The sequence below is a fragment of the Streptomyces sp. NPDC044063 genome, assembly GCF_056434285.1.
The window spans coordinates 1-24,432 of record NZ_JBWKFM010000045.1 but is presented as its reverse complement, the minus strand read 5'-3'; the positions used below and the strand labels follow the sequence as shown (position 1 = coordinate 24,432).

General features: G+C 71.5%; 22 protein-coding genes. 9 read left to right on the top strand and 13 right to left on the bottom strand.

All coding sequences use genetic code 11. The annotated features are described in order from the left end of the window. Positions 1 to 141 precede the first annotated feature (141 nt). The 4 genes from AC07BS_RS33275 (at position 142) to AC07BS_RS33260 (ending at position 6,386) form a co-directional block, all read left to right on the top strand. A complete protein-coding gene (locus tag AC07BS_RS33275; protein WP_478935361.1) occupies positions 142 to 1,359 on the top strand; it encodes an amidohydrolase family protein in 1,218 nt (405 codons plus the stop codon). 175 nt (positions 1,360 to 1,534) lie between these two features. Next, positions 1,535 to 2,665, top strand: a complete 1,131-nt coding sequence (locus AC07BS_RS33270; protein ID WP_478646938.1) for an LLM class flavin-dependent oxidoreductase — start codon at positions 1,535 to 1,537, stop codon at positions 2,663 to 2,665. 136 nt (positions 2,666 to 2,801) lie between these two features. After that, complete coding sequence (locus AC07BS_RS33265) at positions 2,802 to 4,580, top strand: N-acyl-D-amino-acid deacylase family protein (protein WP_478935360.1); 1,779 nt, start codon at positions 2,802 to 2,804, stop codon at positions 4,578 to 4,580. Positions 4,581 to 4,775: 195 nt separating this feature from the next. Then, positions 4,776 to 6,386 carry an APC family permease gene (locus AC07BS_RS33260; protein WP_478935359.1) on the top strand — a complete coding sequence of 537 codons (1,611 nt, stop codon included), beginning with the start codon at positions 4,776 to 4,778 and terminating at the stop codon, positions 6,384 to 6,386. A 22-nt stretch (positions 6,387 to 6,408) separates the two neighbouring features. On the opposite strand, the gene AC07BS_RS33255 is transcribed toward AC07BS_RS33260, so the two are convergent. The 5 genes from AC07BS_RS33255 to AC07BS_RS33235 form a co-directional block, all read right to left on the bottom strand. Next, complete coding sequence (locus tag AC07BS_RS33255) at positions 6,409 to 6,903, bottom strand: nuclear transport factor 2 family protein (RefSeq protein ID WP_478935358.1); 495 nt, start codon at positions 6,901 to 6,903, stop codon at positions 6,409 to 6,411. A 34-nt stretch (positions 6,904 to 6,937) separates the two neighbouring features. After that, positions 6,938 to 7,726 (bottom strand): ABC transporter permease, encoded by a 789-nt coding sequence (locus AC07BS_RS33250; protein WP_478646927.1) that lies wholly within the window; start codon positions 7,724 to 7,726, stop codon positions 6,938 to 6,940. Further along, positions 7,723 to 8,736 carry an ATP-binding cassette domain-containing protein gene (locus AC07BS_RS33245; protein ID WP_478935357.1) on the bottom strand — a complete coding sequence of 338 codons (1,014 nt, stop codon included), beginning with the start codon at positions 8,734 to 8,736 and terminating at the stop codon, positions 7,723 to 7,725. Before AC07BS_RS33245 ends, AC07BS_RS33250 begins: the two co-directional genes overlap by 4 nt. A gap of 62 nt (positions 8,737 to 8,798) precedes the next feature. Continuing rightward, positions 8,799 to 9,644, bottom strand: coding sequence for a DUF4097 family beta strand repeat-containing protein (locus AC07BS_RS33240; RefSeq protein WP_478935356.1), 846 nt, complete (start codon positions 9,642 to 9,644; stop codon positions 8,799 to 8,801). A gap of 90 nt (positions 9,645 to 9,734) precedes the next feature. Next, a complete protein-coding gene (locus AC07BS_RS33235; protein ID WP_478935355.1) occupies positions 9,735 to 10,256 on the bottom strand; it encodes a toxin-antitoxin system HicB family antitoxin in 522 nt (173 codons plus the stop codon). A gap of 338 nt (positions 10,257 to 10,594) precedes the next feature. On the opposite strand from AC07BS_RS33235, the gene AC07BS_RS33230 reads away from it, so the two are divergent. Beyond that, complete coding sequence (locus AC07BS_RS33230) at positions 10,595 to 11,056, top strand: NUDIX hydrolase (RefSeq protein ID WP_478935354.1); 462 nt, start codon at positions 10,595 to 10,597, stop codon at positions 11,054 to 11,056. Positions 11,057 to 11,139: 83 nt separating this feature from the next. Here AC07BS_RS33230 and AC07BS_RS33225 read toward each other — a convergent pair whose 3' ends face one another. The 4 genes from AC07BS_RS33225 to AC07BS_RS33210 form a co-directional block, all read right to left on the bottom strand. Next, positions 11,140 to 13,125 carry a serine/threonine-protein kinase gene (locus AC07BS_RS33225; RefSeq protein WP_478646913.1) on the bottom strand — a complete coding sequence of 662 codons (1,986 nt, stop codon included), beginning with the start codon at positions 13,123 to 13,125 and terminating at the stop codon, positions 11,140 to 11,142. Positions 13,126 to 13,221: 96 nt separating this feature from the next. Continuing rightward, a complete protein-coding gene (locus AC07BS_RS33220) occupies positions 13,222 to 13,425 on the bottom strand; it encodes a DUF397 domain-containing protein (RefSeq protein WP_478935353.1) in 204 nt (67 codons plus the stop codon). Then, on the bottom strand, positions 13,415 to 13,654 hold the full coding sequence (locus AC07BS_RS33215; protein ID WP_478935351.1) for a DUF397 domain-containing protein: 240 nt from the start codon (positions 13,652 to 13,654) through the stop codon (positions 13,415 to 13,417). The genes AC07BS_RS33220 and AC07BS_RS33215 overlap by 11 nt, the downstream gene beginning before the upstream one ends. Continuing rightward, a complete protein-coding gene (locus AC07BS_RS33210) occupies positions 13,644 to 14,513 on the bottom strand; it encodes a helix-turn-helix domain-containing protein (RefSeq protein WP_478935349.1) in 870 nt (289 codons plus the stop codon). Before AC07BS_RS33210 ends, AC07BS_RS33215 begins: the two co-directional genes overlap by 11 nt. Positions 14,514 to 14,796: 283 nt before the next feature. On the opposite strand from AC07BS_RS33210, the gene AC07BS_RS33205 reads away from it, so the two are divergent. Further along, positions 14,797 to 15,183, top strand: a complete 387-nt coding sequence (locus AC07BS_RS33205; RefSeq protein WP_478646903.1) for a DUF6415 family natural product biosynthesis protein — start codon at positions 14,797 to 14,799, stop codon at positions 15,181 to 15,183. A 244-nt stretch (positions 15,184 to 15,427) separates the two neighbouring features. Here AC07BS_RS33205 and AC07BS_RS33200 read toward each other — a convergent pair whose 3' ends face one another. Both AC07BS_RS33200 and AC07BS_RS33195 read right to left on the bottom strand, forming a co-directional pair. Further along, a complete protein-coding gene (locus tag AC07BS_RS33200; RefSeq protein ID WP_478646900.1) occupies positions 15,428 to 15,934 on the bottom strand; it encodes a hypothetical protein in 507 nt (168 codons plus the stop codon). An 88-nt stretch (positions 15,935 to 16,022) separates the two neighbouring features. Continuing rightward, on the bottom strand, positions 16,023 to 17,513 hold the full coding sequence (locus AC07BS_RS33195) for a CehA/McbA family metallohydrolase (protein WP_478646897.1): 1,491 nt from the start codon (positions 17,511 to 17,513) through the stop codon (positions 16,023 to 16,025). 122 nt (positions 17,514 to 17,635) lie between these two features. On the opposite strand from AC07BS_RS33195, the gene AC07BS_RS33190 reads away from it, so the two are divergent. The 3 genes from AC07BS_RS33190 to AC07BS_RS33180 all read left to right on the top strand — a co-directional run bounded on the left by AC07BS_RS33190 (position 17,636) and on the right by AC07BS_RS33180 (position 22,733). After that, entirely contained in the window at positions 17,636 to 18,493 is an 858-nt protein-coding gene (locus AC07BS_RS33190; RefSeq protein WP_478646894.1) for a TIGR03619 family F420-dependent LLM class oxidoreductase, read from the top strand. Between the two features lie 136 nt (positions 18,494 to 18,629). Next, on the top strand, positions 18,630 to 21,227 hold the full coding sequence (locus AC07BS_RS33185) for a bifunctional FO biosynthesis protein CofGH (RefSeq protein WP_478935348.1): 2,598 nt from the start codon (positions 18,630 to 18,632) through the stop codon (positions 21,225 to 21,227). A gap of 345 nt (positions 21,228 to 21,572) precedes the next feature. After that, positions 21,573 to 22,733 carry a DUF8017 domain-containing protein gene (locus tag AC07BS_RS33180; protein WP_478935347.1) on the top strand — a complete coding sequence of 387 codons (1,161 nt, stop codon included), beginning with the start codon at positions 21,573 to 21,575 and terminating at the stop codon, positions 22,731 to 22,733. 132 nt (positions 22,734 to 22,865) lie between these two features. On the opposite strand, the gene AC07BS_RS33175 is transcribed toward AC07BS_RS33180, so the two are convergent. Together AC07BS_RS33175 and AC07BS_RS33170 are read right to left on the bottom strand one after the other, a co-directional pair. Then, entirely contained in the window at positions 22,866 to 23,069 is a 204-nt protein-coding gene (locus AC07BS_RS33175) for a DUF397 domain-containing protein (protein ID WP_478646886.1), read from the bottom strand. A 220-nt stretch (positions 23,070 to 23,289) separates the two neighbouring features. Beyond that, on the bottom strand, positions 23,290 to 24,171 hold the full coding sequence (locus AC07BS_RS33170) for a helix-turn-helix domain-containing protein (RefSeq protein ID WP_478647305.1): 882 nt from the start codon (positions 24,169 to 24,171) through the stop codon (positions 23,290 to 23,292). Between the last annotated feature and the right edge of the window lie 261 nt (positions 24,172 to 24,432).

The window sequence follows — 24,432 nt, the reverse complement described above, 5'->3', positions numbered from 1 at the left end:
GTCCTGCTCGGTCGCACCGGCCAGTCTGCCTTGTCCGGGCCCTCCGCGTCAGCAGGGGTAACGGCCCTCTCCGGTCGTCCTGCCGGGTACCCTGCCCAGGGGTTACTGACGGTTCGTCAGATCGGCGCTACGGTGTCGGCCATGGCGAGCTTCCCCAAGATAATTTCGGTGGACGACCACACGGTCGAGCCCTCCGACGTCTGGCGGAACCGGCTTCCGGCGAAATTTCACGACGTCGGACCGCGCATCGTGAGGGCTCCGGTCACGGGCATGACGTTCACAGGCGGACGCTTCGCCCCCGCCATGGGTGCCCCCGGGGACGAAGGGCCCGTGGCGGACTGGTGGATCTATGAGGATTTGTTCCGTCCTCTCACGCGGCTGGATACCGCCGTCGGATGCTCCAGGGATGAGATCAAGCTGGAGGGGATCACCTACGAACAGATGCGGCCGGGCTCGTACAGCGTCCCCGACCGGCTGGCCGACATGGACCTCAACCACGTCCAGTCGGCCCTGTGCTTCCCGACGTTCCCGCGCTTCTGCGGCCAGACCTTCACCGAGGCCGCCGACCGCGAGCTGGCCCTGCTGTGCGTACGGGCCTACAACGACTGGATGGTCGAGGAGTGGTGCGGCCCCCAGGCCGGGGGCCGGCTGATCCCGCTGTGCATCGTGCCGCTGTGGGACGCGGAGCTCGCCGCCGCCGAGGTGCGGCGCAACGCCGCGCGGGGCGTGCGCGCGGTGTGCTTCTCCGAGATCCCGCCCCACCTGGGCCTGCCGTCCGTCCACTCCGGCGACTGGGACCCCTTCCTGCGGGCCTGCGCGGAGACCGGGACGGTGGTGGCCATGCACATCGGCTCGTCCTCGCGGATGCCGTCCACCTCGACCGACGCGCCGCCCGCCGTGAGCTCGGCGCTCACGTTCGCCAACTGCTGCTTCTCGCTCGCGGACTGGCTGATGTCGGGCAACTTCGACCGCTTCCCGGGGCTCCGCGTCATGTACGCGGAGGGGCAGATCGGGTGGATCCCGTACATCCTGGAACGCGCCGACACGGTGTGGGCCGAGAACCGCGGCTGGGGCGGTGTCGCGGACAAGGTGCTGCGGCCCCCCTCGGAGGCGTTCGCGGAGCACGTGTACGGCTGCTTCTTCGACGACGCCTTCGGCCTGCGCAACCTCGACGCGATCGGGGTGGGGAACGTGCTGTACGAGACCGACTACCCGCACTCCGACTCCACCTGGCCCCGCTCGCGGCAGGTGGCCGAGGAGCAGATGGCGCACCTGGCGCCGGAGGTCGTGGAGCGCGTGGTGCGCGGCAACGCGATCGAGCTGCTGGGGCTCACGCCGGAAGGGCTGTGGGCGGGCTGACGGCCGAGGGGCCGGGGGCGGGCCGACGGCCGAGGGGCCGCGGGCGGGGGCCGCCACGGCGTGAGGCGGCGGGCTTGACGGCCCATGTGACCGGTGCCACAGTCGCATCGCGTCAACCGATCTGACGAAGCGTCAGAAGTGCCAGAGGCGTCAGTAACCAGGGGCGGTGACCTCCGTGGAATTCGGGATCTTCGTACAGGGCTATGTGCCGGCGGTCCGGTCGCGCACCGACCCGCGGGCCGAGCACCACGCGCTGATGGAGGAGGCCGCCTACGTCGTCCAGGCCGACAAGTCCGGCTTCAAGTACGCCTGGGCCACCGAGCACCACTTCCTGGAGGAGTACTCCCACCTCTCCGCCAGCGACGTCTACCTCGGCTACCTCGCCCACGCCACCGAGCGCATCCACCTCGGCTCCGGCATCTTCAACCCCCTGCCCAAGGTCAACCACCCGGTCAAGCTCGCGGAGAAGGCCGCCATGCTCGACCACCTCTCCGGCGGCCGCTTCGAGTTCGGCACCGGGCGCGGCGCCGGCAGCCACGAGATCCTGGGCTTCCTGCCGGGCGTGACCGACATGGACGCCACCAGGGCGATGTGGGAGGAGAGCATCGCCGAGTTCCCCCGGATGTGGGCCCCGGGGGAGTACCCCGGCTTCACGGGCGAGCACTGGTCCCTGCCGCCGCGCACGGTCCTGCCCAAGCCGTACGGCCCCTCCCACCCCGCCATGTGGTACGCCGCCGGGTCGCCCGCCTCGTACGCGATGGCGGCCCGCAAGGGGCTGGGCGTCCTCGGCTTCAGCGTGCAGAAGGTCTCCGACATGGAGTGGGTCGTCGACTCCTACAAGAACGCGATCAAGGAGGCCCGGCCCGTCGGCGACTACGTCAACGACAACGTCATGGTCACCTCCACCGCCATCTGCGCGGAGACGCACGCCAAGGCGGTCGAGATCGCGGTGGGCGGCGGCCTCCACTACCTCCAGTCGCTGCTCTTCCGCTACCACGACACCTTCCCCCGCCCCGAGGGCATCCCCCGGTGGCCCGAACTGCTGCCGGAGTACACCGAGGAGATCATCGAGCTGCTCATCGCCGAGGAGCTGATGATCTGCGGCGACCCCGACGAGGTGTTCCGGCAGTGCAAGCGCTGGGAGCAGGCCGGCGCCGACCAGCTGTCCTTCGGGCTGCCGATCGGTATCTCCGCCGAGGACACGACGACGACCATCCGGCTCATCGGCGAACACGTCATCCCGAAGATCGACACCGACCCGGTCCACCGCACCACGCGCTACCGCCGGGCCGCCGGCCACGCCTGAGCGGCCACCCCGCGCACCGGGGCGGCGCCTCCCGGGCCGCCGCCCCGGCCCCTGCCCCGGCCCCTGCCCCGGCCCCCGCCCCGGCCCCCGCCACCCGTACGACCGGCCTCCATCGCACGAGGGAGAGGACGAGACCGTGCTGGACCACCTCTACCGCCGCGCCACCGTCGTCGACGGCACCGGAGGGGCCTCCTACGTCGCCGACGTCGGCATCCGGGAGGGCAGGATCGCGGTGATCGAGCGCGACCGGCACGGCAGGGCACCGGTCAGGGCGGGCGGACGGACCGGTGAACGGGCCCGCACCGAGGAGGACGCCGACGGGCTGGTCCTCGCCCCCGGCTTCGTCGACCCCCACACCCACTACGACGCCCAGCTCTTCTGGGACCCGTACGCCACCCCGTCGATGAGCCACGGCGTCACCACGGTCGTCGGCGGCAACTGCGGCTTCACCCTGGCCCCGCTCGACCCGGCGCGGCCCGCCGACGCCGACTACACGCGGCGGATGATGAGCCGCGTCGAGGGCATGCCGCTGGCCGCCCTCGAGGAGGGCGCTCCGTGGGACTGGTCGTCGTTCGGCGACTACCTCGCCGCGCTGGAGCGCGGCGGGATCGCGGTCAACGCCGGCTTCATGGCCGGGCACTGCGCGCTGCGCCGGTACGTGATGGGGCCGGACGCGGTGGGCGGCACGCCCGACGGGAACCAGCTGCGGCGGATGGTCGCGCTGCTGCACGAGGCCATGGACGCCGGCGCCTGGGGGCTGTCCACCACCCAGTCCGACACCCACAGCGACGGGGCCGGCGCCCCCGTCGCCTCGCGGCACGCGGCGCCGGACGAACTGCTGGCGCTGGCCCGCGCGGTCGGCGAACACGAGGGCACCCAGCTGGAGGCCATCGTCGCCGGCTGCCTGGACCGCTTCTCGGAGGCGGAGGCCGAGCTGCTGGTGGGCATGACGACCGCCGCCGGCCGCCCGCTGAACTGGAACGTCCTCACGATCGACTCCGCCGTGCCGGAACGCCTGCCGCACCAGCTCGCCGTCTCCGGACGGGCCCGCGCCGCGGGCGGCCGGATCGTCGCCCTGACCATGCCGATCCTCACCCCCATGAACATGTCGCTGGGCACCTTCTGCGCACTGAACCTGCTGCCCGGCTGGGGCGAGATCCTCGCCCTGCCGGTGCCCGAGCGGATCGCCCGGCTGCGCGACCCCGCCGTGCGCGAGGGGCTGCTTCGGGGCGCCGCGAGCCCGGAGGCGGGCGTCCTCGCGCGGCTGACGGACTTCGACCGTTACGTCATCGGCGACACCTACACGAAGGAGAACGACGGCCTCACCGGCCGGACCGTCCGCGACATCGCCGCCGAGCGCGGCACCGACCCCTTCGCGACGCTCGTCGACATCTGCGCCGCCGACGAACTGCGCACGGTCCTGTGGCCCACACCCACCGACGACGACCCGGCCAGCTGGCAGCTGCGCCGCCGCGCCTGGGACCACGAGGACGTGCTCCTCGGCGGCTCCGACGCGGGGGCGCACCTGGACCGGATGTGCGGGGCGCCGTACACGACGCGGTTCATCGGCGACTGCTTACGCGGGCGGGGGCTGGTGCCCATGGAGCGGGCGGTACGGATGCTGAGCGACGCGCCGGCGCGGCTGTTCGGGCTGCGCGGGCGCGGCCGGATCGCCCAGGGCTGGCGCGCGGACCTGGTGCTCTTCGACCCGGAGCGCGTCGACGCGGGCCCGGCGACGCTGGTGCGCGACCTGCCGGGCGGCGGGGCGCGGCTGGACTCGCGGGCGGTGGGGGTGGTGAGCGTACGGGTCAACGGGGTGGAGACGGTGCGGCACGACGTGGTGACGGGGGAGCTGCCGGGGCGGGTGCTGCGGTCGGGGCGGGACACGGAGACGGTGGGGACGGGAAAATTTTGAACTGGGACAAAAGGGGTGGCGTTGCGGTTCTCGTAGGGCGAGAAGATGCCCCTCGGGTCGCAATGTTACCGGGCGTAACGTCCGTGTCGCCTTCGTTTGCAAGATCAACTACCGCTGTTTTATAGGCGGTTGAAGGTCATGGATTCGGAAGATTCGCTCCCGGTTACGGATTCGGCAGCACCTAACGTCCTCGCCATGGTTCAGGTACATCCTCGGCCACGGGCCCGAGGCACGGTCAGGGGCGGCGTCGTGGGGCGCGACGCCGGGGCCCGCGACGCCGGGGCCCGCAATGCCGGGGACCAGCGCGCGGTGCGCGCCAAGGGTCTCGGCGGGAATTCCGTCGGCCTGCTGGGCAGCGCCGTCATCGGGATCTCCACCGTCGCGCCCGTCTACTGCCTGACGTCGACGCTCGGCCCCACCGCCGGGCAGGTCGGGGTCCACATGCCCGCGGTCTTCCTGGCGGGCTTCCTCCCGATGCTGCTGGTGGCCTTCGCCTACCGCGAGCTGAACGCCGTGCTCCCCGACTGCGGTACGTCGTTCACCTGGACCGTACGGGCCTTCGGGCCCCGGATCGGGTGGATGTGCGGCTGGGGGCTGGTCATCGCGACCATCATCGTGCTGTCCAACCTCGCGGGCGTCGCCACCTCCTTCCTCTACCTCCTGCTGGGCGAGATCACCGGCAGCGGGGCCGTCGCCGACCTGGACGGCAACCGGCCCGTCCACGTCGCCACGTGCCTCGCGCTCATCGCCGTCGCGACCGCCGTCAGCTACCGCGGCATGACGGCCACCAAGGGCGTGCAGTACGCGCTCGTAGGCCTCCAACTCGTCGTTCTGGCCGTCTTCGTGGTGGCGGCCATCGCGAAGGCCCGATCCGGTGACCTGCCCGGCTCGATCGGCTTCTCCTGGACCTGGCTGAACCCGTTCGGCGTCGAGTCCTTCAGCGCCTTCACCGCCGGCCTGTCACTCTCGATCTTCATGTACTGGGGCTGGGACGCCTGCCTCACCGTCAACGAGGAGACCGAGGGCAGCGCGAGCACCCCCGGCCGGGCCGCGCTCCTGGCCATGGTCGTGCTCGTCGGCTCGTACCTGCTGACCGCCGTCGCCGCCCAGATGTTCGCCGGTACGGGGGAGGAGGGCACCGGCCTCGGCAACCCCGACACCGCCGGCAACGTCTTCGCCGCCCTCGCCGACCCGGTGCTGGGCACCGCGCTCGGCGTGCTCCTCTTCGTCGCCGTCCTCGCCTCGGCGGCCGCCAGTCTGCAGACCACGTTCCTGCCCGTGGCCCGGACCGTGCTCGCCATGAGCACCTACCAGGCCCTGCCGGCCTCGTTCGCCCGTGTCCACCCGCGCTTCAAGTCCCCCGGGCGCGCCACGATCGCGGCCGGCGCCGCGACCGGCGTCTTCTACGCCGTGATGAGCTTCCTCAGCGAGAACGTGCTGATCGACACGGTCTACGCGTTGGGTCTGATGATCTGCTTCTACTACTCGATCACGGCGTTCGCCTGCGCCTGGTACTTCCGCCACGAGCTGCGGGACTCCGCGCGCGACCTCTTCTTCAAGGGCGTCTTCCCGCTGCTGGGCGGGGTGTTGCTCGCCGCCGTCTTCGCCAAGACCCTCGCCGACATGTGGAACCCGTCCTACGGCAGCGGCAGCGCCGTCCTCGGCGTCGGCTCGGTCTTCGTGATCGGCGTGGGCCTGCTGCTCCTCGGCGTCGTCCTCATGCTGATCATGTGGCGCCGCAGCCCGGCGTTCTTCCGGGGCGAGGTCCTGACGCGCGCGACGCCGGCGCTGGTGGCGGAGGACTGAGCTTCGCGGGAAGGGAGTTGTGTCAGGCGGTGACGGGGATGCGGGGCGGGGTGCCCCGGGTCCACACCACCCGGAGGGACGAGGCGCTGACGCGCCAGCCGTCGGCGGTCCTGACCAGCTCGTTGTTCACATGCCCGGCGGAGACGAACAGGTCGCTCGAACCGTCCGAGCCGTCCGAGCCGTCGGCCAGGATGTGGGTGCTGAGCTGGGCGCCGCGGAAGGTGGCGCGGTCGCCGTCGATCTCGATGACGGCGTTGGTGCCCATGTGCACGGTCCGGTCGAACAACGCCATCGCGCGGCGGACGTGCTCCAGCAGGGCGTCGCGCCCGTGGACGGTGCCGATGGGCATCTCGGCGATGACGTCCTCGGTGTGGAACGCGCGGGCCCACTCCTCGTCGAAGACCCCGTCGTCCAGGGACCGCAGGTAGCGGTCCATGAGGTCGGTGATCTCGGCGCGGTCGGTGAGGGCTCGCAGGGCCTGCCGCATGTCGTCGCTGTTCATGTCGTCGCTGTTCATGTCGAGAAGACTCACACCTCAAGTTCACTTGAGGTCAAGCGCGGTCGAAGGACGCCTTCGACCAGACGTAGCCGAGCACGGAGAGCGCCACGCACCAGGCGATCGCGAGCCACCCGTTGTTCCCGATCTCCGTACCGAGCAGCAGCCCGCGCAGGGTTTCGATGGCCGGCGTGAACGGCTGGTACTCGGCGATCGGACGGAACCAGCCCGGCATCGCGTCGATCGGCACGAAGGCGCTCGAGATGAGCGGCAGGACGATCAGCGGCAGCGCGTTGTTGCTGGCGGCCTCGGCGTTCGGGCTGACCATGCCCATGCCGACCGCGATCCAGGTGAGCGCCAGGGCGACCAGCGCCATCAGCCCGAACGCCGCCAGCCACTCCAGGGCCGTGGCGTTCGTGGACCGGAATCCGATGGCCACGGCGACGGCCCCCACGAGGACCACGCTGGCGACCGACTGCAGCACGCTGCTGATGACGTGCCCGATGAGCACGGACCCGCGGTGGATCGCCATCGTGCGGAAGCGGGCGATGATGCCCTCGGTCATGTCGTTGGAGACGGACACCGCGGTGCCGACCACGGTGCCTCCGATGGTCATCATCAGGATGCCCGGCACGACGTAGGCGATGTACGCGGAGCGGTCGGCGCCGCCGCCCATGCCGGCGCTCATCACGTCGCCGAAGATGTAGACGAAGAGCAGCAGCAGGACGATCGGCGTCAGCAGCAGGTTGAGGGTGAGGGAGGGGTAGCGGCGCGCGTGGAGGAGGTTGCGGCGCAGCATCGTGGACGAGTCGCGGATGGCGAGGGAGATCCCGGGGGAGCTCATCGGACGTTCTCCTTGGGCTGGTTGGGCTGGTTGGGCTGGTTGGGCTGGTTGGGCTGGTTGGGCTGGTTGGGAACGGTGCCGCCGGTCAGGGCGAAGAACACGTCGTCGAGGTCGGGGGTGTGCACGGTCAGTTCGTCCGCCTCGATGCCGGTGGAGTCCAGCCAGTCGAGGACGGAGCGCAGCTCGCGCTGGCTGCCGTCGCTGGGGATCTGGAGCGCCAGCGCGTCGTCGTCCCTCGTGACCTCGCGCAGCGCGGCGGCGGCGCGCTGGTACGCGGACGGGTCCGAGAAGCGGAGCCGTACGTGTCCGCCGGGGACGAGCCGCTTGAGCTCCTCGGCGGTGCCCTCGGCGGCGATCTTTCCGTTGTCGAGGACGGCGATACGGTCGGCGAGCTGGTCGGCCTCCTCCAGGTACTGCGTGGTGAGGAAGACGGTGACGCCGTCGGAGACCAGCTCGCGGATGATCTGCCACATGTTGTGGCGGCTGCGCGGGTCGAGGCCGGTGGTCGGCTCGTCGAGGAAGATGATGCGCGGGGCGCCGACGAGGGTCATGGCGATGTCCAGGCGGCGCTTCATGCCGCCGGAGTAGGTGGAGGCGGGCTTCTTCGCCGCCTTCGTCAGGTCGAACCGCTCCAGCAGCTCGGCGGCGACCCGCCGCCCCTCGCGCTTGGGCAGGTGGTGGAGGTCCGCCATGAGGAACATGTTCTCCTCGCCGGTGATCAGCCCGTCGACGGCGGAGAACTGCCCGGTGACGCCGATCGCGGCGCGCACCCTGTGCGGGGCGGTGGCGATGTCGTGGCCCGCGACCTGGGCCTGCCCGCCGTCGGCGCCGATGAGCGTGGACAGGATCTGCACGGTGGTGGTCTTGCCGGCGCCGTTGGGCCCGAGCAGTGCGAACACGGAGCCGGCCGGGATGTGGAGATCGATGCCGTCGAGGACCGCCTTGTCGCCGTACGACTTGCGGAGGCCTACGGCGGAGATGGCGGCGGGCGGGTAGCTGGATGTGGGCATGACAAAAGACCGCATGGGTCCTCCCATGAGAAGGCTGAGGTGGGTGGGGGATGGGGTGGAGCTCAGGCCTTGGCGCGGAGGATGTCGATGTTGCCGTAGCGGGTGCGGGCGCGGACCTCGACGGTCTCCTCGGTGCCCTCCGGGGCCTCGGACGCGGTCAGCATGTTGCGCACCTGGCCGTTGTCCGAGCTGACGTCGAGCCAGGCGGCCGTGCCGTTACGGATGCCGATCTCGATGGCGCCGTAGGAGGTCTCCAGCTGGACGGTGCCGCGCGTCGCTTCGCCCACCCGCACGGTGCCGTGGGCGGTGGTGGCGGTGACCGAGCCCCCGGCGCGCCGGATGTCGATGTCGCCGTTGGCGTTGCGTACGCGCAGCTCGCCGGTCGCGGCGCCGACGATCGTGGTGCCGTGCGAGTTCTTCAGGACGGCGGGTCCGTCGAGGAAGCCGACGCGCAGGCTGCCGGTGCTGGTGGTGATCTCGGCCGCGCCCTTGACGTGGTCCACGGTGATCGAGCCGTGCGAGGCCTTCAGGTGCAGCGGGCCGGTCGAGTCGAGGCGGACGTCACCGGACGAGGTCTTCACCCGGGCCTCGCCGAGCCGCCCCTCGCCGAGCACCTGGGCCCAGGCGCCCGTCATGTCGATGTCCGAGCCCGTGGGCAGCTCGATCTCCACGTCGACCGTGCCGGGGCGGCGGAGCGAATTGCGCAGCTTGGGCGTCCTGACGGTCAGTACGCCGCTCGCGTACGTGATCTCGGTCTGTTCGGCGGCCCGCACGTCACGGTCCTTCTTCGGGTCGCGGGGCCGCACCTCGACGACCGTGTCGAGGCGGTCGGCCGCGGTGAACCGGATGGAACCGGCGTCGACGTGCGCGGTGACCGAGATCGCTTCGGGAGTGTCGAAAGAAGGCATGGCTGTCCCGTCCTCTTGGGTCTGCGGAACGTCCCCCCTGGTGGGACGTGGTGTGTGGTGTGAGGTGAGGTGGTGCCGGGCCGGGCGCGCTCAGCGCACCCAGCCGGTGATGCTCTGCCCGACGGTCCGGGGCCTCTCCGCCGTACGCGGCCGGGCGCCGCCGCCGTCGACCGCGGCTGACACGGCCCGCACCAGCCACGCGTTGACCGACAGGCCCTCGCGGGCCGCGGCCTCCTCGGCGCGGGCCTTGAGGTGGGCCGGCAGGCGCAGGTTCACGCGAGCGGTGCCGCCCTCGTCGCCGTCGGCCGGGGCCGGGGCCTTCAGCGGCTCGACGGGCGCGGCCGGCTCCGCGGGGGCGCCGGCGTCGGTGGGCGGCAGCGTCACCACGAAGTCCGGGTCCAGCCCGCGCAGCCGTACGTCGACCGAGCCGGGCGCGAGGTCACGGGTGATCTCGTCCATGGCGGCGGACAGCACGTTCAGCATGGTCAGCCGCGTCGCCGACTCCAGAGGAGCGGTGAGCCGCTCGGCCAGCTCACGAGCGTCATCGCCGCCGGCCTCGGCGGCCACCGCCAGTTCGCGGCGGAGGGTGTCGACATACGGGGTGAGGTCCATGACGTCATGATGGCACCATGGTGGCGCCATGCGCAAGAGGGTGTGGCGCCAATCGTGGGCCCCGCTTGGTGCTTGGCGTCCTGACCTGCGGAAACGTGGCGATGGCGCAGGGTGGCGCCATATGGTGCCGCGCGGTGCCATGTGACGCCAGAGCGGTGCGGAGAGGGGGCCGCGCCCTTGGGCACGTCCGCTGCGCGGTGTCGTCAGGCGGAGCTGTCGGCCGGTATGAGGTCAGGACGCTGACGCGGGCCGTGAGTCCGTCGCCCGGCTACGCTGGCCACTCGCAGGCGCCTACACCCAGGCCATCGTCAAAGTCGCCGCCCACCACAAGGACTGCTGTGACGTCAACCGTCGACACCGCCCTCCTCGAAGGCCTCATCCGCGCCGCTGAACGTGACGGCATCGACAAGACGGTCGTCGGTGCCGTCATCACGGACGGGGCCGGGAAGGTACTGCTGCTGCACCGCCCGGCCGACGACTACCTCGGCGGCCTGTGGGAGCTGCCCTCCGGCGGCGTCGATGACGGCGAGGGCCTGACCGAGGCCCTGCGGCGCGAGGTCGCCGAGGAGACCGGCCTCACCGTCGCCGCCGTCGGCGACTACCTCGGCCACTTCGACTACCGCTCCGGCAGCGGACGCAAGACCCGCCAGTTCAACTTCACCGCCGCCGTCACCGAGACCGGCCAGCCGGTCGAGCTCACCGAGCACGACGCCCACCTGTGGGCCGACCGAAGCCAGCAGGGCCAGGCGTCCGCCGCCGTGCAGGCCGTCCTCGACGCCTGGCGCGATCGGACGGCCTGACCGGGCTCTCGCACTGAACGGACCCCGATGCCGTCTTCTGCGTCGGCCGGTTGGTGTGCGCTGCGCGATGGTGGGCGGCCGCGTCAGAGCTGTTTGAACCATTCCCGCAGGCCCCGGGGAGCAGCCTTCTTCCACTCGCTCAGATTCGCCTGGGCCTGGGCGGTGAACGGGGCGTCGGGCCCGAGCACCCGCAGGGAGTCCGCCGCGAGGGATTCCGCCAGGTCTCGCGCACGCGCGGTGTCTCCCGAGGCCCCCGCAAGGTCGGTAAGGCACTTCCTGAACAGCAGCGTCAGAGGCGAGTCGGGGCCATGGACAGCCGTGGTGTCGGCGAGCATGGCCTCCGTCCGTTTCAATGCCTCGGCCATCCCCCCGAACGCGGCGATGGCCGCCATCTGCATTACTCGTGCGAGCAGCGTGTAGGCCGAGTTGGGTCCGGTGACACGTGCACAGTCGGCTGCCAGTGCTCCACTGATGTCCAGTGCGTAGGCCGGATCGGGGACGAGGGTGTGGCCCACCTCATGCATACGGGCCATCAACGTGACGGGTGCGTCGGGCCCCAGAGCTGCCGTGCAGTCGGCCACCAGTGACGTGCACAGATCCCTTGCCCGGTCATCCTCACCGGCATCGTCAGTGGCCTCCACATGCAGCGTGCGCGTACGCAGCGTCAGCGGATGCCCGGGGCCCAGCACGCGGGCACAGTGGCCCGTCAGCGCGACGCTCACGTCCCGTGCCTGGGCGTGGCCGCCCATCGAGTTGAGGGTCTCGGCGTCGCACAGCCGGGCTTCCAGCGTCTCGGATGCATCCGGGCCGAGTGTCGCTGTGCAGTCGTCGACCACTGAGGGGATCAGAGCCCGTGCCAGGTCGGGCCTCAGCGCGTCGCTGTTGGAGACCGCGTGCTGAATCCGCGCCCGCAGCGTCAGTGGGTGCTGGGGTCCGAGAGCTATAAGGCAACTGTCGACCAGCCTGGCGGCCAGGTCGCGGGCTTCTACGACCCGCCCCGTCTCTCCTGTGAAGTTGGCGAGGTGAAGGCGTGCGGTGAGCGTGTGCGGGTGAACCGGCCCGAGCATCCGTGTGCTGTCGGACACCACCCCGCGCAAGAGGTTCCTGGCCCTGTCGGCCTGCCCCTTCTCGCCGATCCGTACCGCCTCCTGCAGGCGACGCAGCGTGTTCGTCCCTGGACTGTTGCCCGACGCGCCCCCTGTGGCAACAGTCCCGCCCGGCTGTTCGAACATCAAGGCGAGAGCGGTCAGGCGTCCGCACACGGTGTCCGCGTCGACTGGACGCATGCCGGGGTCCTTCGCCAGAAGGTCCAGGACCAGCCGGTCCGCCTCCTGAGGCAGCTCCGGGTGGGTGGCGCGGGGCGTCGGCGGTGGTTCGTGCAGGTGGCAACGGAGTACCGCGAGCGGTTCCATGCCGGGGGCGCCGAACGGTGGCCTGCCGGTGAGCATTTCGTAGAACACGCACCCCAGCGAGTACAGGTCCGAGCGCGCGTCCACCGGTCCTTTGGAAGCGCGTTCGGGAGCCATGTAGTGCACGGACCCGATGACCGCGCCCGGCGTCGTCAGGTCCAAGCGCAGGGCCTTGTTCTTCGCGATACCGAAGTCGACCACCTTGAGCGTGCCGGCTTCCTCGTCGACCATGACGTTCTGCGGCTTGATGTCCCGATGGATCACCCCGACCGCGTGCGCGGCCCGCAACGCCGCGCCTATCTGACCGGCCCATATCGCGGCCTGCCGCGGTGGCGGCGGCCCTGCCGCCAGGATCTGCGACAGCGAGCGTCCCTTGAGCAGCTCCATGACCAGAAAGTCGCGCTGAGTGCCGTTGAGTCGCGTCCGGCCGAAGTCGTGCACCGTGACGATGTGCGCATGCGACAGGCCCCCGGAGGTGATGGCTTCCTGCCAGAACCGCACCGCGGCCTTCTCGGAGCCGGGCCCCGCGCCGGACAGGACCTTGACGGCGACATGGCGCAGCATGCGCTCGTCGAAGGCCTTCCAAACGACCCCGAACCCGCCCTCCCCGAGCGTGTCGACGAGTCGGTACCGTCCGTCCAGCATGTCACCCGGCTTCATCGCTTCCCCCGTGCGCTCGCGCGATTCCTCGGTGGTACCCGGACGCTGCGCTGTGCACGCCGGTCGCATACCGGCGCACGGGGGCGCGCCGCTGGTTCAGTCCAGGCGGTTCGCCGCCTGGACCTCCCGGATGAATGCGGTCCAGGCCGCGGTGGGGACGACGAAGGTGGGGCCGGTCTTGCGCTTCGAGTCGCGCACCCCGATCACGGGGTGCGCGGCCCCCAGGCCGGCGACTTCGACGCAGTTCTGCCCGGCGTTGCTGTAGGACGATGCGACCCAGGCGGTCCCATCAGACGCCATTGATCGCCCCTCCGGGGGTGCGGACGCCCTGGACGAACGCGCCCCACGCGGTGACTGGTACGACGAACGCGGGCCCGTTCCTGCGCTTCGAGTCGCGTACCCCGACGCGGTGAGTGAGCGGCGCGATCGAGACGCAGCCTCCTCCGCCGTTCTCGCCGCTGTACGAGGACTTGTACCAGGCGTTCTCGGCAGCCACTTCGAGGGCCGTGGGGCGGGTGCTAGCAGTCATCGATCTCACTTCCCAGTCGTTGCAGAAAATCAGCCGTGTTGGCAGGCGCCAGCGCGCCTTCTCGCAAGGCGTCGAACATGCGCGCGTGCTTCCAGACTTCACGCCGCTTGTCGGAGACGGTCATGACGGACGGGCTGTCCTCCATGACCACCGGATCGAGGCCGGATTCGAAGTCCAGGATGACGAAGTTCGCGCTGGCCCGGTACGTGGGCAGGCTGAGCGGAAGGATCTGGATCGTCACGTGATCGAGCTCAGCTGCCTTCGCGATCGCGTCGTACTGCTCACGCATGACGTCCGGACCGCCGATCACACGCCGAAGGGCCGCTTCGTCCAGGACCACGCGCAGTTCCACTGGGTCGCCTCCGAAGACGGACTCCTTGCGCTTCATGCGGACCGCCACGGATTCCTCTACGAACTCGGTCGTTCGTTCCTCGACCGGCTTCGCTGTATTGAACAGCGCTCGCGCGTAGGCCTCGGTCTGCAGGAGGCCGAACACGAGCTGCGAGTGCCAAGCGCGCATCGCGCGGGCGTCGGACTCCAAGCCCACGTACAGCGTTTGTCCGGACGGCATGAAGTTCTGGTACGGCCGGTACCAGTCCGCGCTGAGCGAGTCTCGGTGCAGCATCAGCAGGTGTTCGCGGTCGTTTCGGTCGGTGACGCCGTACAGCTCGAGCAGGTCTTCCAGATCACGGACGCGCGGCAGTTGGTTGTGGCCCGACTCGACTCTGTTGAGCTTCGACTCGGAGCTCTCGATGGCTTCCGCTGCCGCCTTGGTGCTGTACCCCTTCTTCTCCCGCAGCCGCCGGAGCTCTTTGCCCAGCTCCCTCCGGCGGAACGTTGGACCACGTCGTGCAGCCACTGTTGAGCCCTTCCGGTGCAGTACCCGTCGTCGCGCCCCTGTACCCCTTCGGCGCGGCCCTGTTGTGTCTCGGCGAGCTCCTGTTGATGGTCAAGCTCGACGTGTTGGCAGTCTTACAGGCTGTGTTGGGGCGTGTGGCGGCGATGCTCTGGTCTGGCATATTCCAATTTCTCACCCCTTTTGTGGGCTCGCTTGCGACCCAAGTTCTCCCTACGGGAGCGTTGAATTCGGCCGTCGGCGACAGCCGCCCGGCATTTCCACCCCCCGCTCCAAGGGAGCCGCCATGCCCTTCTTCCCCCACACCGCGTACAGCGGGCCGCCCCGGTCGCCCGCTCCGCTCGCCGTTCTGTCCATCGAGGACGTGATCCGGGAAACCGCCGCCGGTGACGCCTGGTTGCCGACGGCCAGCCGGGTGCGGAGCGTTTCCGTTCGGCTGCGGGCCTTCGTCTACGAGAAGGCCTACGACGTCGAGGTCGCCGCTCGGGCGCTGCCCGTTAACGACGCGCGTCGGCGGCCCGCGTTCGCCGCCGTCGTGGAGGCGCGGCATCGGGTCGGGCTGGGGCCCGGGGACGGGTACGCGTCGGCGATCACGTACGCGCGGAGTCTGGGGCGGGCCGCCGAGGAGTTGCTCGGGCACGAGCGGCGGCTGCGGCAGGGGGAGGAGGCGTGAGGGGCCGGCTTCGGTGGCGGCGGTGCGTCGCCCAAGCGCAGGCGCAGCCGTCGCGGCGCCATCCGGTGCCCCCGCCGCCGCCCCCGCCGCGGCTCGCGCACACCGGTGGGCCGCCTGCGATGCCGTCCGCGCGGATGTCCGCCGGTACGCGGAAGGGCTACGCGCCGCTGTTCGCGGCGCAGCCCGGCTGCACGTGTGCTGTCGCGGCGGTCCGGTGGGCGGCTCAGGCCGCCCACCGGGTGGCTCAGTAGATGCGGAACGCCGTGCCGGTCACCAGTGTGCCGCCGAAGCCCGCGTACGTGTGGGGCGGCAGGGGTCGCTCGGTGCAGGCCTGGGTCCAGCAGGCGAGGGCCGTGTAGTTGCCGGTGTCGTAGCCGCTGCGGTACGGCCAGTTGCCCCGGATCGTGCCGGCGGAGCCGTAGAAGCCCTGGTGGGCGTAGGGGATGCGGCCGCTGTAGTAGCAGCCGTCGCCGGAGTTGCAGATGTTGTGGTTGCCGATGGTCTGCTCGGTGGGGCGTATGCCTTCCTTGACCGACAGGATTCTGCCGGTGGCCGGGTCGAGTGCGACGGTCTTGGGGACGCTGGAGTTGAGCAGCGTCCGCTCGTTCGCCGTCAGTGGCGGGATCGGGCCGGGGTTGTCGGCCTGGGCCTGGGCCTGGGCCGGGGCCGCGAGTCCGAGGGCGATGGCCGCCGCCGCGGCGGCCACGGCGCCGGCGCGGCGGAGGGCGGGTCGGGTCCTGACGTTGCGCATGGGGGTCCCCCAATGCTCGGTCGGTGACGAACTGCCAGGCTAGGGCCCGTACTCGGGGCGGCGAAGTGCCCGGCAGGACACATGTTCGTCAAGAGTCGGACATTCCTGGGGGGAGGAAGACCGGGTTCGTCAGCGCCACCATCTGGCCCGAGGCGCGGCGGACCTCCGCCCGTACGTACGCGGCCTGGTCGCGGGTGGTGCGCCAGGTCAGCCGGCCGTCCGCGGGGACGGGGGCCGTGAAGAGGACGCCCTGGTCGGTGATGAACGACGCCGTGCAGTCCGCCGCCCCGCGGACCGTCAGCGTGGCGTCCACCGGCCCGGTGCCGGGTGGGAGGCGGTCGCCGATGCCGGCGTGGGCGCCGCGCGCGCCGGTGAGCGCGAAGGTCAGGTCGACGGCCCTGGACTCGGCGATCCAGCTGTGGCCTGCCCGTAGGCCCGCGAGGAGGGCGGGGCGGGAGAGGTCGTCGGCGAGGACGACGGTCTGGGGGAGGCCGACGGTCTGGGGTTCGCGGTGGGCGTCGCTGTTGCCCATGGCGGGCAGCCAGCGGCCGCCGGTTCGGGTGGCGGCGACGAGCATCGCGTCCCAGGTGGCGACGGCCGCCTCGTCGTCGGGGGTCCAGGTGTTGTTCCAGACCTCGACGACGTCGGCGTCCTCGTAGCCGAACTTCCAGTTGCAGCCGACGCAGCCGCCGTACGGGTGGGCGGGGACGACCAGCCCGCCCGCTCGGTGGATCGCGCGGGCGAAGCGGGGGAAGACGCCGTCGCGGGCGCGGTAGCGCCAGTCGATGAAGGCGCCGGGGTCGGTGCCGAGGGCGAGGACGTGGCCGTTGCGGGTGGTGACCTCCTCGCCGGTGAGGATGAGCAGGTCGTCGCCCCAGAGGCCGTCCCACGCCGCGTGCGACGAGGTCGTGTTGTGCTCGGTGGTGGTGATCCAGTCCAGGCCGGCGGCGCGGGCGGCGGCGGCGATCTCGGCGGGGGTGCGGCGGCCGTCGGAGTGGACGCTGTGGAGGTGGTTGTCGCCCCGGTACCAGGCACGGCCCCGGCCCCGGGCCCGGCGCGGCGGGTACACCGGTCGCGGGGTGGTGCCGGCCGTCCCGTACCGCAGGGTGACCGTCACCTCGTAGGCCAGGCCCTGGGGGGCCACGGTGTAGGGGCCGAGGGCGATGTGCCAGGTGCCGGGGCGGACGGGGCCGGGGAGGTAGCCGGGGGTGGCGTGGTCGGCGGAGATGGTGAACTCGGTGCGCGCGCCGCCGGACCAGCCGCGGAAGCCGGGGCCGCCGAGCGCGGTGCCGCGTTCGTCGAAGACGCCGATGTCGCAGGCGTTGCCCTGGGTGCCGGGGGGCACGGTGGGGCGGTCGTAGGTGTAGGAGACGGCGAGCTCGCGCACGCCGGGCGGGACGTCCACGGGGAGGTGGACGAAGTCGGGGGCGCCGGCCGGGAGCCGGCCGGTGAGTCTGCGGGTCTCCTCGCCCGTGGTGCGGGCGGGTCCGTCGGCGTGGGCGGGGCTCACGCTCCCGAGCGTAGGCACGTTGGCGGCTCCGGCGACAGCCGTCAGCCTCAGTACGTCGCGGCGGCGCATGGCCGCAGTGTCGCGGAGGGTGTGGCGTGTGGGCCAGTTGTGTGTCAGCTGTTCGTCCTTCCGGGCCGTTTCGGCCCGTGAGGGCTTACCGTGGGTCACACGCGACGACAGGGGTGCCCGGCATGCGCATCGCCACCACGACTTTTCTGACCGATGAGACGATCACTCCGGTCCGGCTCGCCCATGAGCTGGAGCAGCGCGGTTTCGCCGGTCTCTACCTGCCGCAGCACACCCACATCCCGGTGAGCCGGGTGACACCGGCGCCGGCGGGTGATCCGCTGCCGCGCGAGTACGGGCGGGCGCTGGACCCGTTCGTGGCGCTGGCGCAGGCGGCGGCCGTGACGCACCGGATCGAGATCGGGACGGGCGTGGCGCTGGTGGCGCAGCAGGACCCGATCGTTCTGGCCAAGCAGGCGGCCTCGCTGGACCACCTCAGCGGTGGCCGGTTCACGCTGGGCATCGGCTACGGCTGGAACGTGGAGGAGGGCACGGACCACGGGGTGGACTGGGAGACGCGCCGGGCGCTGGTGCGGGACCGGATGGCGCTGATGCGGGCGCTGTGGGCGGCGGAACCGACGGCGTTCGCGGGCGACTTCGGCTCGGTGGAGGCCAGCTGGGCGCACCCCAAGCCCCGCCTGGCGCCGCGCGAGCGCAAGGGCGTGGAGCCGCTGACCGGACCGCGGACGCTGATCGGCGGGGCGGCAGGGCCGAAGCTCTTCGCGCACGTCGCGGAGTACGCGGACGGCTGGATGCCGGTCGGGGGCAGCGGACTGGGCGAGGCGCTGCCGGAGCTGCGGCGGGTGTGGACGGAGGCGGGCCGGGCGGGGGAGCCCGAGGTGGTGCCGTACGCCGTGCACCCGTCGGCGGGCAAGCTCGCGCACTATGCCGATCTGGGCGTCAGGGAGGTCGTGGTGGGGCTGCCGTCGGCGCCCGAGGCCGAGGTGCTCAGGGCGCTGGACGCGCACGCGGAGTTCCTCTAGAAGGGGAGGTCCGCGGTGGTCGGGAGGAGGGCCTCGCGCATTGCCGGAGGGTGCCTCCGTATAACGTGATGAGCGGCACACGGAACCGACGCATCCAGTACGTTACGGCGTCAGCGCCCGCTCGTATGCTCGGACAATGACTTCGAGCGCACAGCGAGCCGAGCGACCCGCACCGACCGCCAACGCGATGCGGCGAGCCCTCAGGCGCGCCCGCGACGGTGTCGCGCTCGACGTCGCCGAGGCCGCCGTCCTGCTCCAGGCGCGCGGGGCCGACCTCGACGACCTGTGCGCCTCCGCCGCGCGGGTGCGTGACGCGGGCCTGGAGGCCGCCGGCCGGCCCGGCGTCATCACGTACTCGAAGAGCGTCTTCATCCCCCTCACCCGCCTCTGCCGCGACAAGTGCCACTACTGCACCTTCGCCACCGTCCCCGGCAAGCTGCGGCGCGCGGGCGAGGGCATGTTCATGTCCCCGGACGAGGTGCTGGCCATCGCCCGGCGCGGCGCCGAACTCGGCTGCAAGGAAGCCCTGATCACCCTCGGCGACAAGCCCGAGGACCGCTGGCCCGAGGCCCGCGAATGGCTGGACGCCCACGGCTACGACGACACCATCGCCTACGTCCGGGCCATCTCCATCCGCATCCTGGAGGAGACGGGCCTGCTGCCCCACCTCAACCCGGGCGTCATGACCTGGACCGACTTCCAGCGCCTCAAGCCGGTCTCGCCCTCCATGGGCCTGATGCTGGAGACCACCGCCGAGCGGCTGTGGAGCGAGCCGGGCATGCCGCACCACGGCTCGCCCGACAAGGAGCCCGCCGTCCGGCTGCGCCACCTGGAGGACGCCGGCCGCAGCTCCGTACCGCTCACCAGCGGACTGCTGATCGGCATCGGGGAGACGCCGGAAGAGCGCGCGGAGTCGCTGTTCGCGCTGCGCCGCGTCGCCCGCGCCTACCACGGCATCCAGGAACTCATCATCCAGAACTTCCGCGCCAAGTCGGACACGGCCATGCGCCGCATGCCGGACGCGACCCTCGACGACCTGGTCGCCACCGTCGCCGTCGCCCGGCACATCATGGGCCCCTCCGGCTGCCTCCAGGCCCCGCCGAACCTCGTGGACGACGAATACGCGCGGCTCATCGGCGCCGGCATCGACGACTGGGGCGGCGTCTCCCCGCTCACCCCCGACCACGTGAACCCCGAGCGCCCCTGGCCCCAGATCGAGGAGCTCGCCGAGCGCTCGGCCGCCGCCGGCTTCCGCCTCAAGGAACGCCTCGCGGTCTACCCGGAGTTCGTCCAGCGCGGCGAGCCGTGGCTGGACCCGCGGATCATGCCGCACGTCCGCGCCCTGGCCGACCCCGAGACCGGCCTCGCCGATGAGAGCGCCGAGGTCAAGGGCCTCCCCTGGCAGGAACCCGAGGAAGTCTTCACCGCCTCGGGCCGCACCGACCTGCACCGCGCCATCGACACCGAGGGCCGGACGTCCGACCGCCGCGACGACTTCGACGACGTCTACGGCGACTGGGACGCGCTGCGCGAGGCCGCCGCGCCCGGCATGGTGCCCGAGCGCATCGACGCCGACGTCCGCGAGGCCCTGCGGCAGGCCGCCGACGACCCCACCCGGCTCACCGACGCCCAGGCGCTCGCCCTGCTGCACGCCGACGGCCCGGCGCTGGACGCCCTCTGCCGCGTCGCCGACGACCTGCGGCGCGCGGCGGTCGGCGACGACGTCACCTACATCGTCACCCGCAACATCAACTTCACCAACGTCTGCTACACCGGCTGCCGCTTCTGCGCGTTCGCCCAGCGGCGTACCGACGCCGACGCCTACACCCTCTCGCTGTCGCAGGTCGCCGACCGCGCCGAGCAGGCGTGGGACGTGGGCGCCGTCGAGGTGTGCATGCAGGGCGGCATCCACCCCGACCTGCCCGGCACGGCCTACTTCGACATCGCGCGGGCGGTGAAGGAGCGGGTGCCGGACATGCATGTGCACGCCTTCTCGCCGATGGAGATCGTGAACGGCGCGACGCGCACGGGGCTGTCGATCCGTGAGTGGCTGACCGCGGCCAAGGAGGCCGGACTCGACACCATCCCCGGCACCGCCGCCGAGATCCTGGACGACGAGGTTCGCTGGGTCCTCACCAAGGGCAAGCTGCCCGCGGCCACCTGGATCGAGGTGGTGAAGACCGCGCACGAGCTCGGCATCCGCTCGTCCTCCACGATGATGTACGGCCATGTGGACCAGCCCCGGCACTGGCTGGGGCACTTCCGGACGCTGGTCGAGATCCAGAAGGAGACGGGCGGCTTCACGGAGTTCGTCACCCTGCCCTTCATCCACACCAACGCGCCCGTCTACCTCGCCGGCATCTCCCGCCCCGGCCCGACCCTGCGCGACAACCGCGCGGTCACGGCCATGGCCCGGGTGCTCCTCCACCCCCACATCCCCAACATCCAGACGAGCTGGGTGAAGCTGGGTGCCGAGGGCGCGGCCGAGATGCTCCGCTCGGGCGCCAACGATTTGGGCGGCACGCTGATGGAGGAGACCATCTCGCGCATGGCCGGCTCCTCGTACGGCTCGTACCGCTCCATCCGCGACCTGGAGGCCATAGCGGAGGCGGCGGGCCGTCCGTCGCGGCCGCGCACGACGGTCTACGGGACGGTGCCGGAGGAGCGCCGGAAGGCGGCCGTGACCTCGGACGGCCATCTGCCCGAGCTGCTGCCGGTCCTGGACGCCGACTGAGGACGCGTCCGATTCGTACAAGTGTTGCGGTTCTGTCGCCTGCCGCCGACCCGGCGGCGACAGACCGCGCATAGGGTGTCCCGCATGTCTTGGCCCCAGAACCCTCACCCGCAGCAGCCCGAGCAGCCGCAGCACCCCCAGCCCCCGCAGGGCGGCTTCGGACCCGCGCCCACGTGGGGTCCGGAAGGTGCCGGGCATGCGCAGCCCACCATGATTTCCCAGCCGGCCGTGCCTCCGCCGCCGGCCCCGGGCCCGGGCGGTCCGGGTGCTCCGGGCGGTCCGGGGGCGCCCGGAGCGCCTGGTGCTCCCGGTGTTCCGGGTGGTGACGGCCATGCGCAGCCGACGATGATCTCCCAGCCCGCCGTGCCCCCGCCGCCCGGTCCGTCCCGGGGCGGCGGCGCGGTCCCGCCGCCCCCGCCCCCGCCGCCGGGCCCGGTCGGCGGCCAGGGCCCCGTGCCCGGCCAGGGCCACGGCATGCCCGGCCAGGGTCCCGTCCCCGGCCAGGGTCCCGTCCCCGGCCAGGTGCCGGTGCCCGTGCCGGGTCAGGGGCCGTACGGCGGCCCCGGTATGGCCCCGCCGCACGGCGCCCCGCACCCCGGCCAGCAGCCGCAGGCCCCGTACGCCGGCCAGCAGCCGCAGTACGGCATGCCGCCGGGCGGTGGCGGCTCCGCGCCGCAGCCGCCGAAGAAGAACAGGACGCTGCTCGCCGTCGTCGGCGGTGTCGTGGCGCTCGCCGTGATCGGCGGTGGCGCGTACGCCCTCGTCGGTGGCGGTGACGACAAGAAGGCGGACGACGCCAAGGAGGCGCCCAAGGAGCCGGGCGCGGCCGGTCAGGACAAGAAGCCCGACGCGCCGGGCGGGTCGGGCGGCGACGCCGGTGCCTCGTCGGGCGCCCCGGGCACGTCCCAGCCGATGGTCGCCGGGTGGCAGACGCAGGCGCGCGCCGAGCACTTCTTCCAGTACGACGTGCCGGGCAAGGGCGACAAGTGGAAGGTGTTCCCGACGAGCACCGCGCTGACCTACACCGAGAACGGCAAGCCGGCCGTCGTGATGACCGGCACCGCCAACTTCCGTGAGGGCGGCTGCGCCTCGAGCCCCAACCCCGACTCGGTCGGCGAGGCGGGCAAGGGCCAGCTGGCCACCGTCGGCACCACGGGCGGCGGCAAGGACGGCGACCTCAAGACGAACGCCCGCAACTGGGCGGGCAACTGGGGCTTCTACGCCTACGGCGGCAAGGAGCACAAGCCGAAGATCGAGATCACCGACGAGAAGGCCTGGACGCAGAACGGCCTGGAGGGCTGGACCGCGACCGCCAAGGTGACGGTCGCCAACCGCCCGAGCCCCTGTGTGCCGGCCACGGCGATCGTGAAGAGCATCGCCCAGAAGATGCCCGACGGCACCTTCCACGGCTGGGTCCTCTACGCCGACCAGGGCGTCCCGGACGCCCTGTCGACCGAGCAGATCGACAAGATCATGGCTACGGTCCGCCCCTACAAGAAGGGCTGACGGCCGGCCGAGGAGGCCGACGGCGCGAAGGGCCGGTCCCGGGAGTCCCGGGACCGGCCCTTCATCCGCCGAACGGGTGACGCGGGCCGTCCGGACGGAATTGACTCTTCCGTATCGGATGGCTCGGACGGGTCAGAGAGCGCGCGAACGGTCGTCGACGATCGCCACGAACGCGGACCAGTTCTCGGGGGAGAAGGACAGGGCCGCGCGCTGGGGGTCCTTCGAGTCACGCACCGCGATGGAGTGCCGCACGGGAGAGGCCACCTCCACGCAGTCGCCGTGGGCCAGCGAGTGGGAGGACTTCCGCCACGTGGTCTTTCCCTGCTGAATCGCCATGAGTTGCTCCGATGCCATGTGAGGTACAGCTGTGCAGATGAGCCCTGATCGCGTGGATCAGACCGCCGGTTTCCCGAGGCGCGAGCGACGTTACGCGCCAACATCACCGGATGAACGGGCTCATCACCCGACCGGATGGCATTTCCATTCACCCCTTCCGCGCGGTGCGGAGAGCGGTGTACGGTTCGGCCCCCCACGAGCGGACGGGTGAAATCCGCTCTCAGTCCTCCAGGGCCTCCGAACCGGCCTCCGACCAGTCCTCGGCCACTTGGAGCATGAACCGCCGGGAGTCCTCGGCATTGAGCGCCTGCATCCGCAAATGCTCGTACATCACGCTGTACGCCTGGACGTCATTGGGCTTCTCCAGGTAGAGGTCGCTGGTGATCCCCTCCAGATAGACCGTGCTGGCGTCCTGCGGGTCATGGAATTCAAGGATCGAGAATTTTCCGTACATGCCCGGATGAGGTCCCACGGAATAGGGCAGCACCTGCACCGTGATGTGCGGCTGGAGACTGAACTCCACCAGATGTTCCATCTGCTCGCGCATGATGGAGTTGCTGCCCACGATCCGGCGCAGCGCCGACTCGTCGATCACCGCCCACAGCCGCAACGGGTTCTCCGGATCGGTGATGCGCTCCTGGCGCCGCATCCGCACCTGCACCCGTCGCTCGACTTCCGCCGCTGTCGCCTCCGGCCAGGAACCCTCGGTCACCGAGCTGGCGTAATTCGGGGTCTGCAGCAGACCGGGAACGAGCGACGCCTCGTACACCCGCAAGGAGGCGGCGTCGGTTTCCAGGCCGATATAGACGCTGTAGGGAATGTCGCCGAAGGCGTGCCACCAGCCCTGCTGCCGCGACTCCTTGGCCATCTGCATCAGGGAGTCCACGATGCGGTGGTCCTCGACCCCGTACACACTGCACAGATCGCGGACGTCCCGCTGGCTGATGCTGCGCCGGCCGTTCTCCAGCCGACTGATCTTCGACTGCGAGACCAGCAGCCGCTCGGCCACCTCCTCGGCCGTCATGCCCTTGAGCTCGCGGAGCTTGCGCAGCTCCTGCCCCAATCGGCGCCGCCTTACGGTGGGGTTGACACTGGACGCCACGGGACGCACCTCCGGCTCCGTCATGCTGCTCTCTCCTGCTCGCAGCCTGCCACCACTGGCCGGGGCGGCGCTGGAAAATGCTTACACCAAGTCCGCTTGCGATGAGCAGCACTTGACGACGCGTGACGTAGGAGGCGCTACGTCAGGGCGCGCGAACAGGCGCGGGGGGGGGGGGGGGGGGGGGGGGGGGGGGGGGGGGGGGGGGGGAGGAGGGGGGGGGGGGGAGGGGGGGGGGGGGAGGGGAGGGGGGGAGGGGGGGGT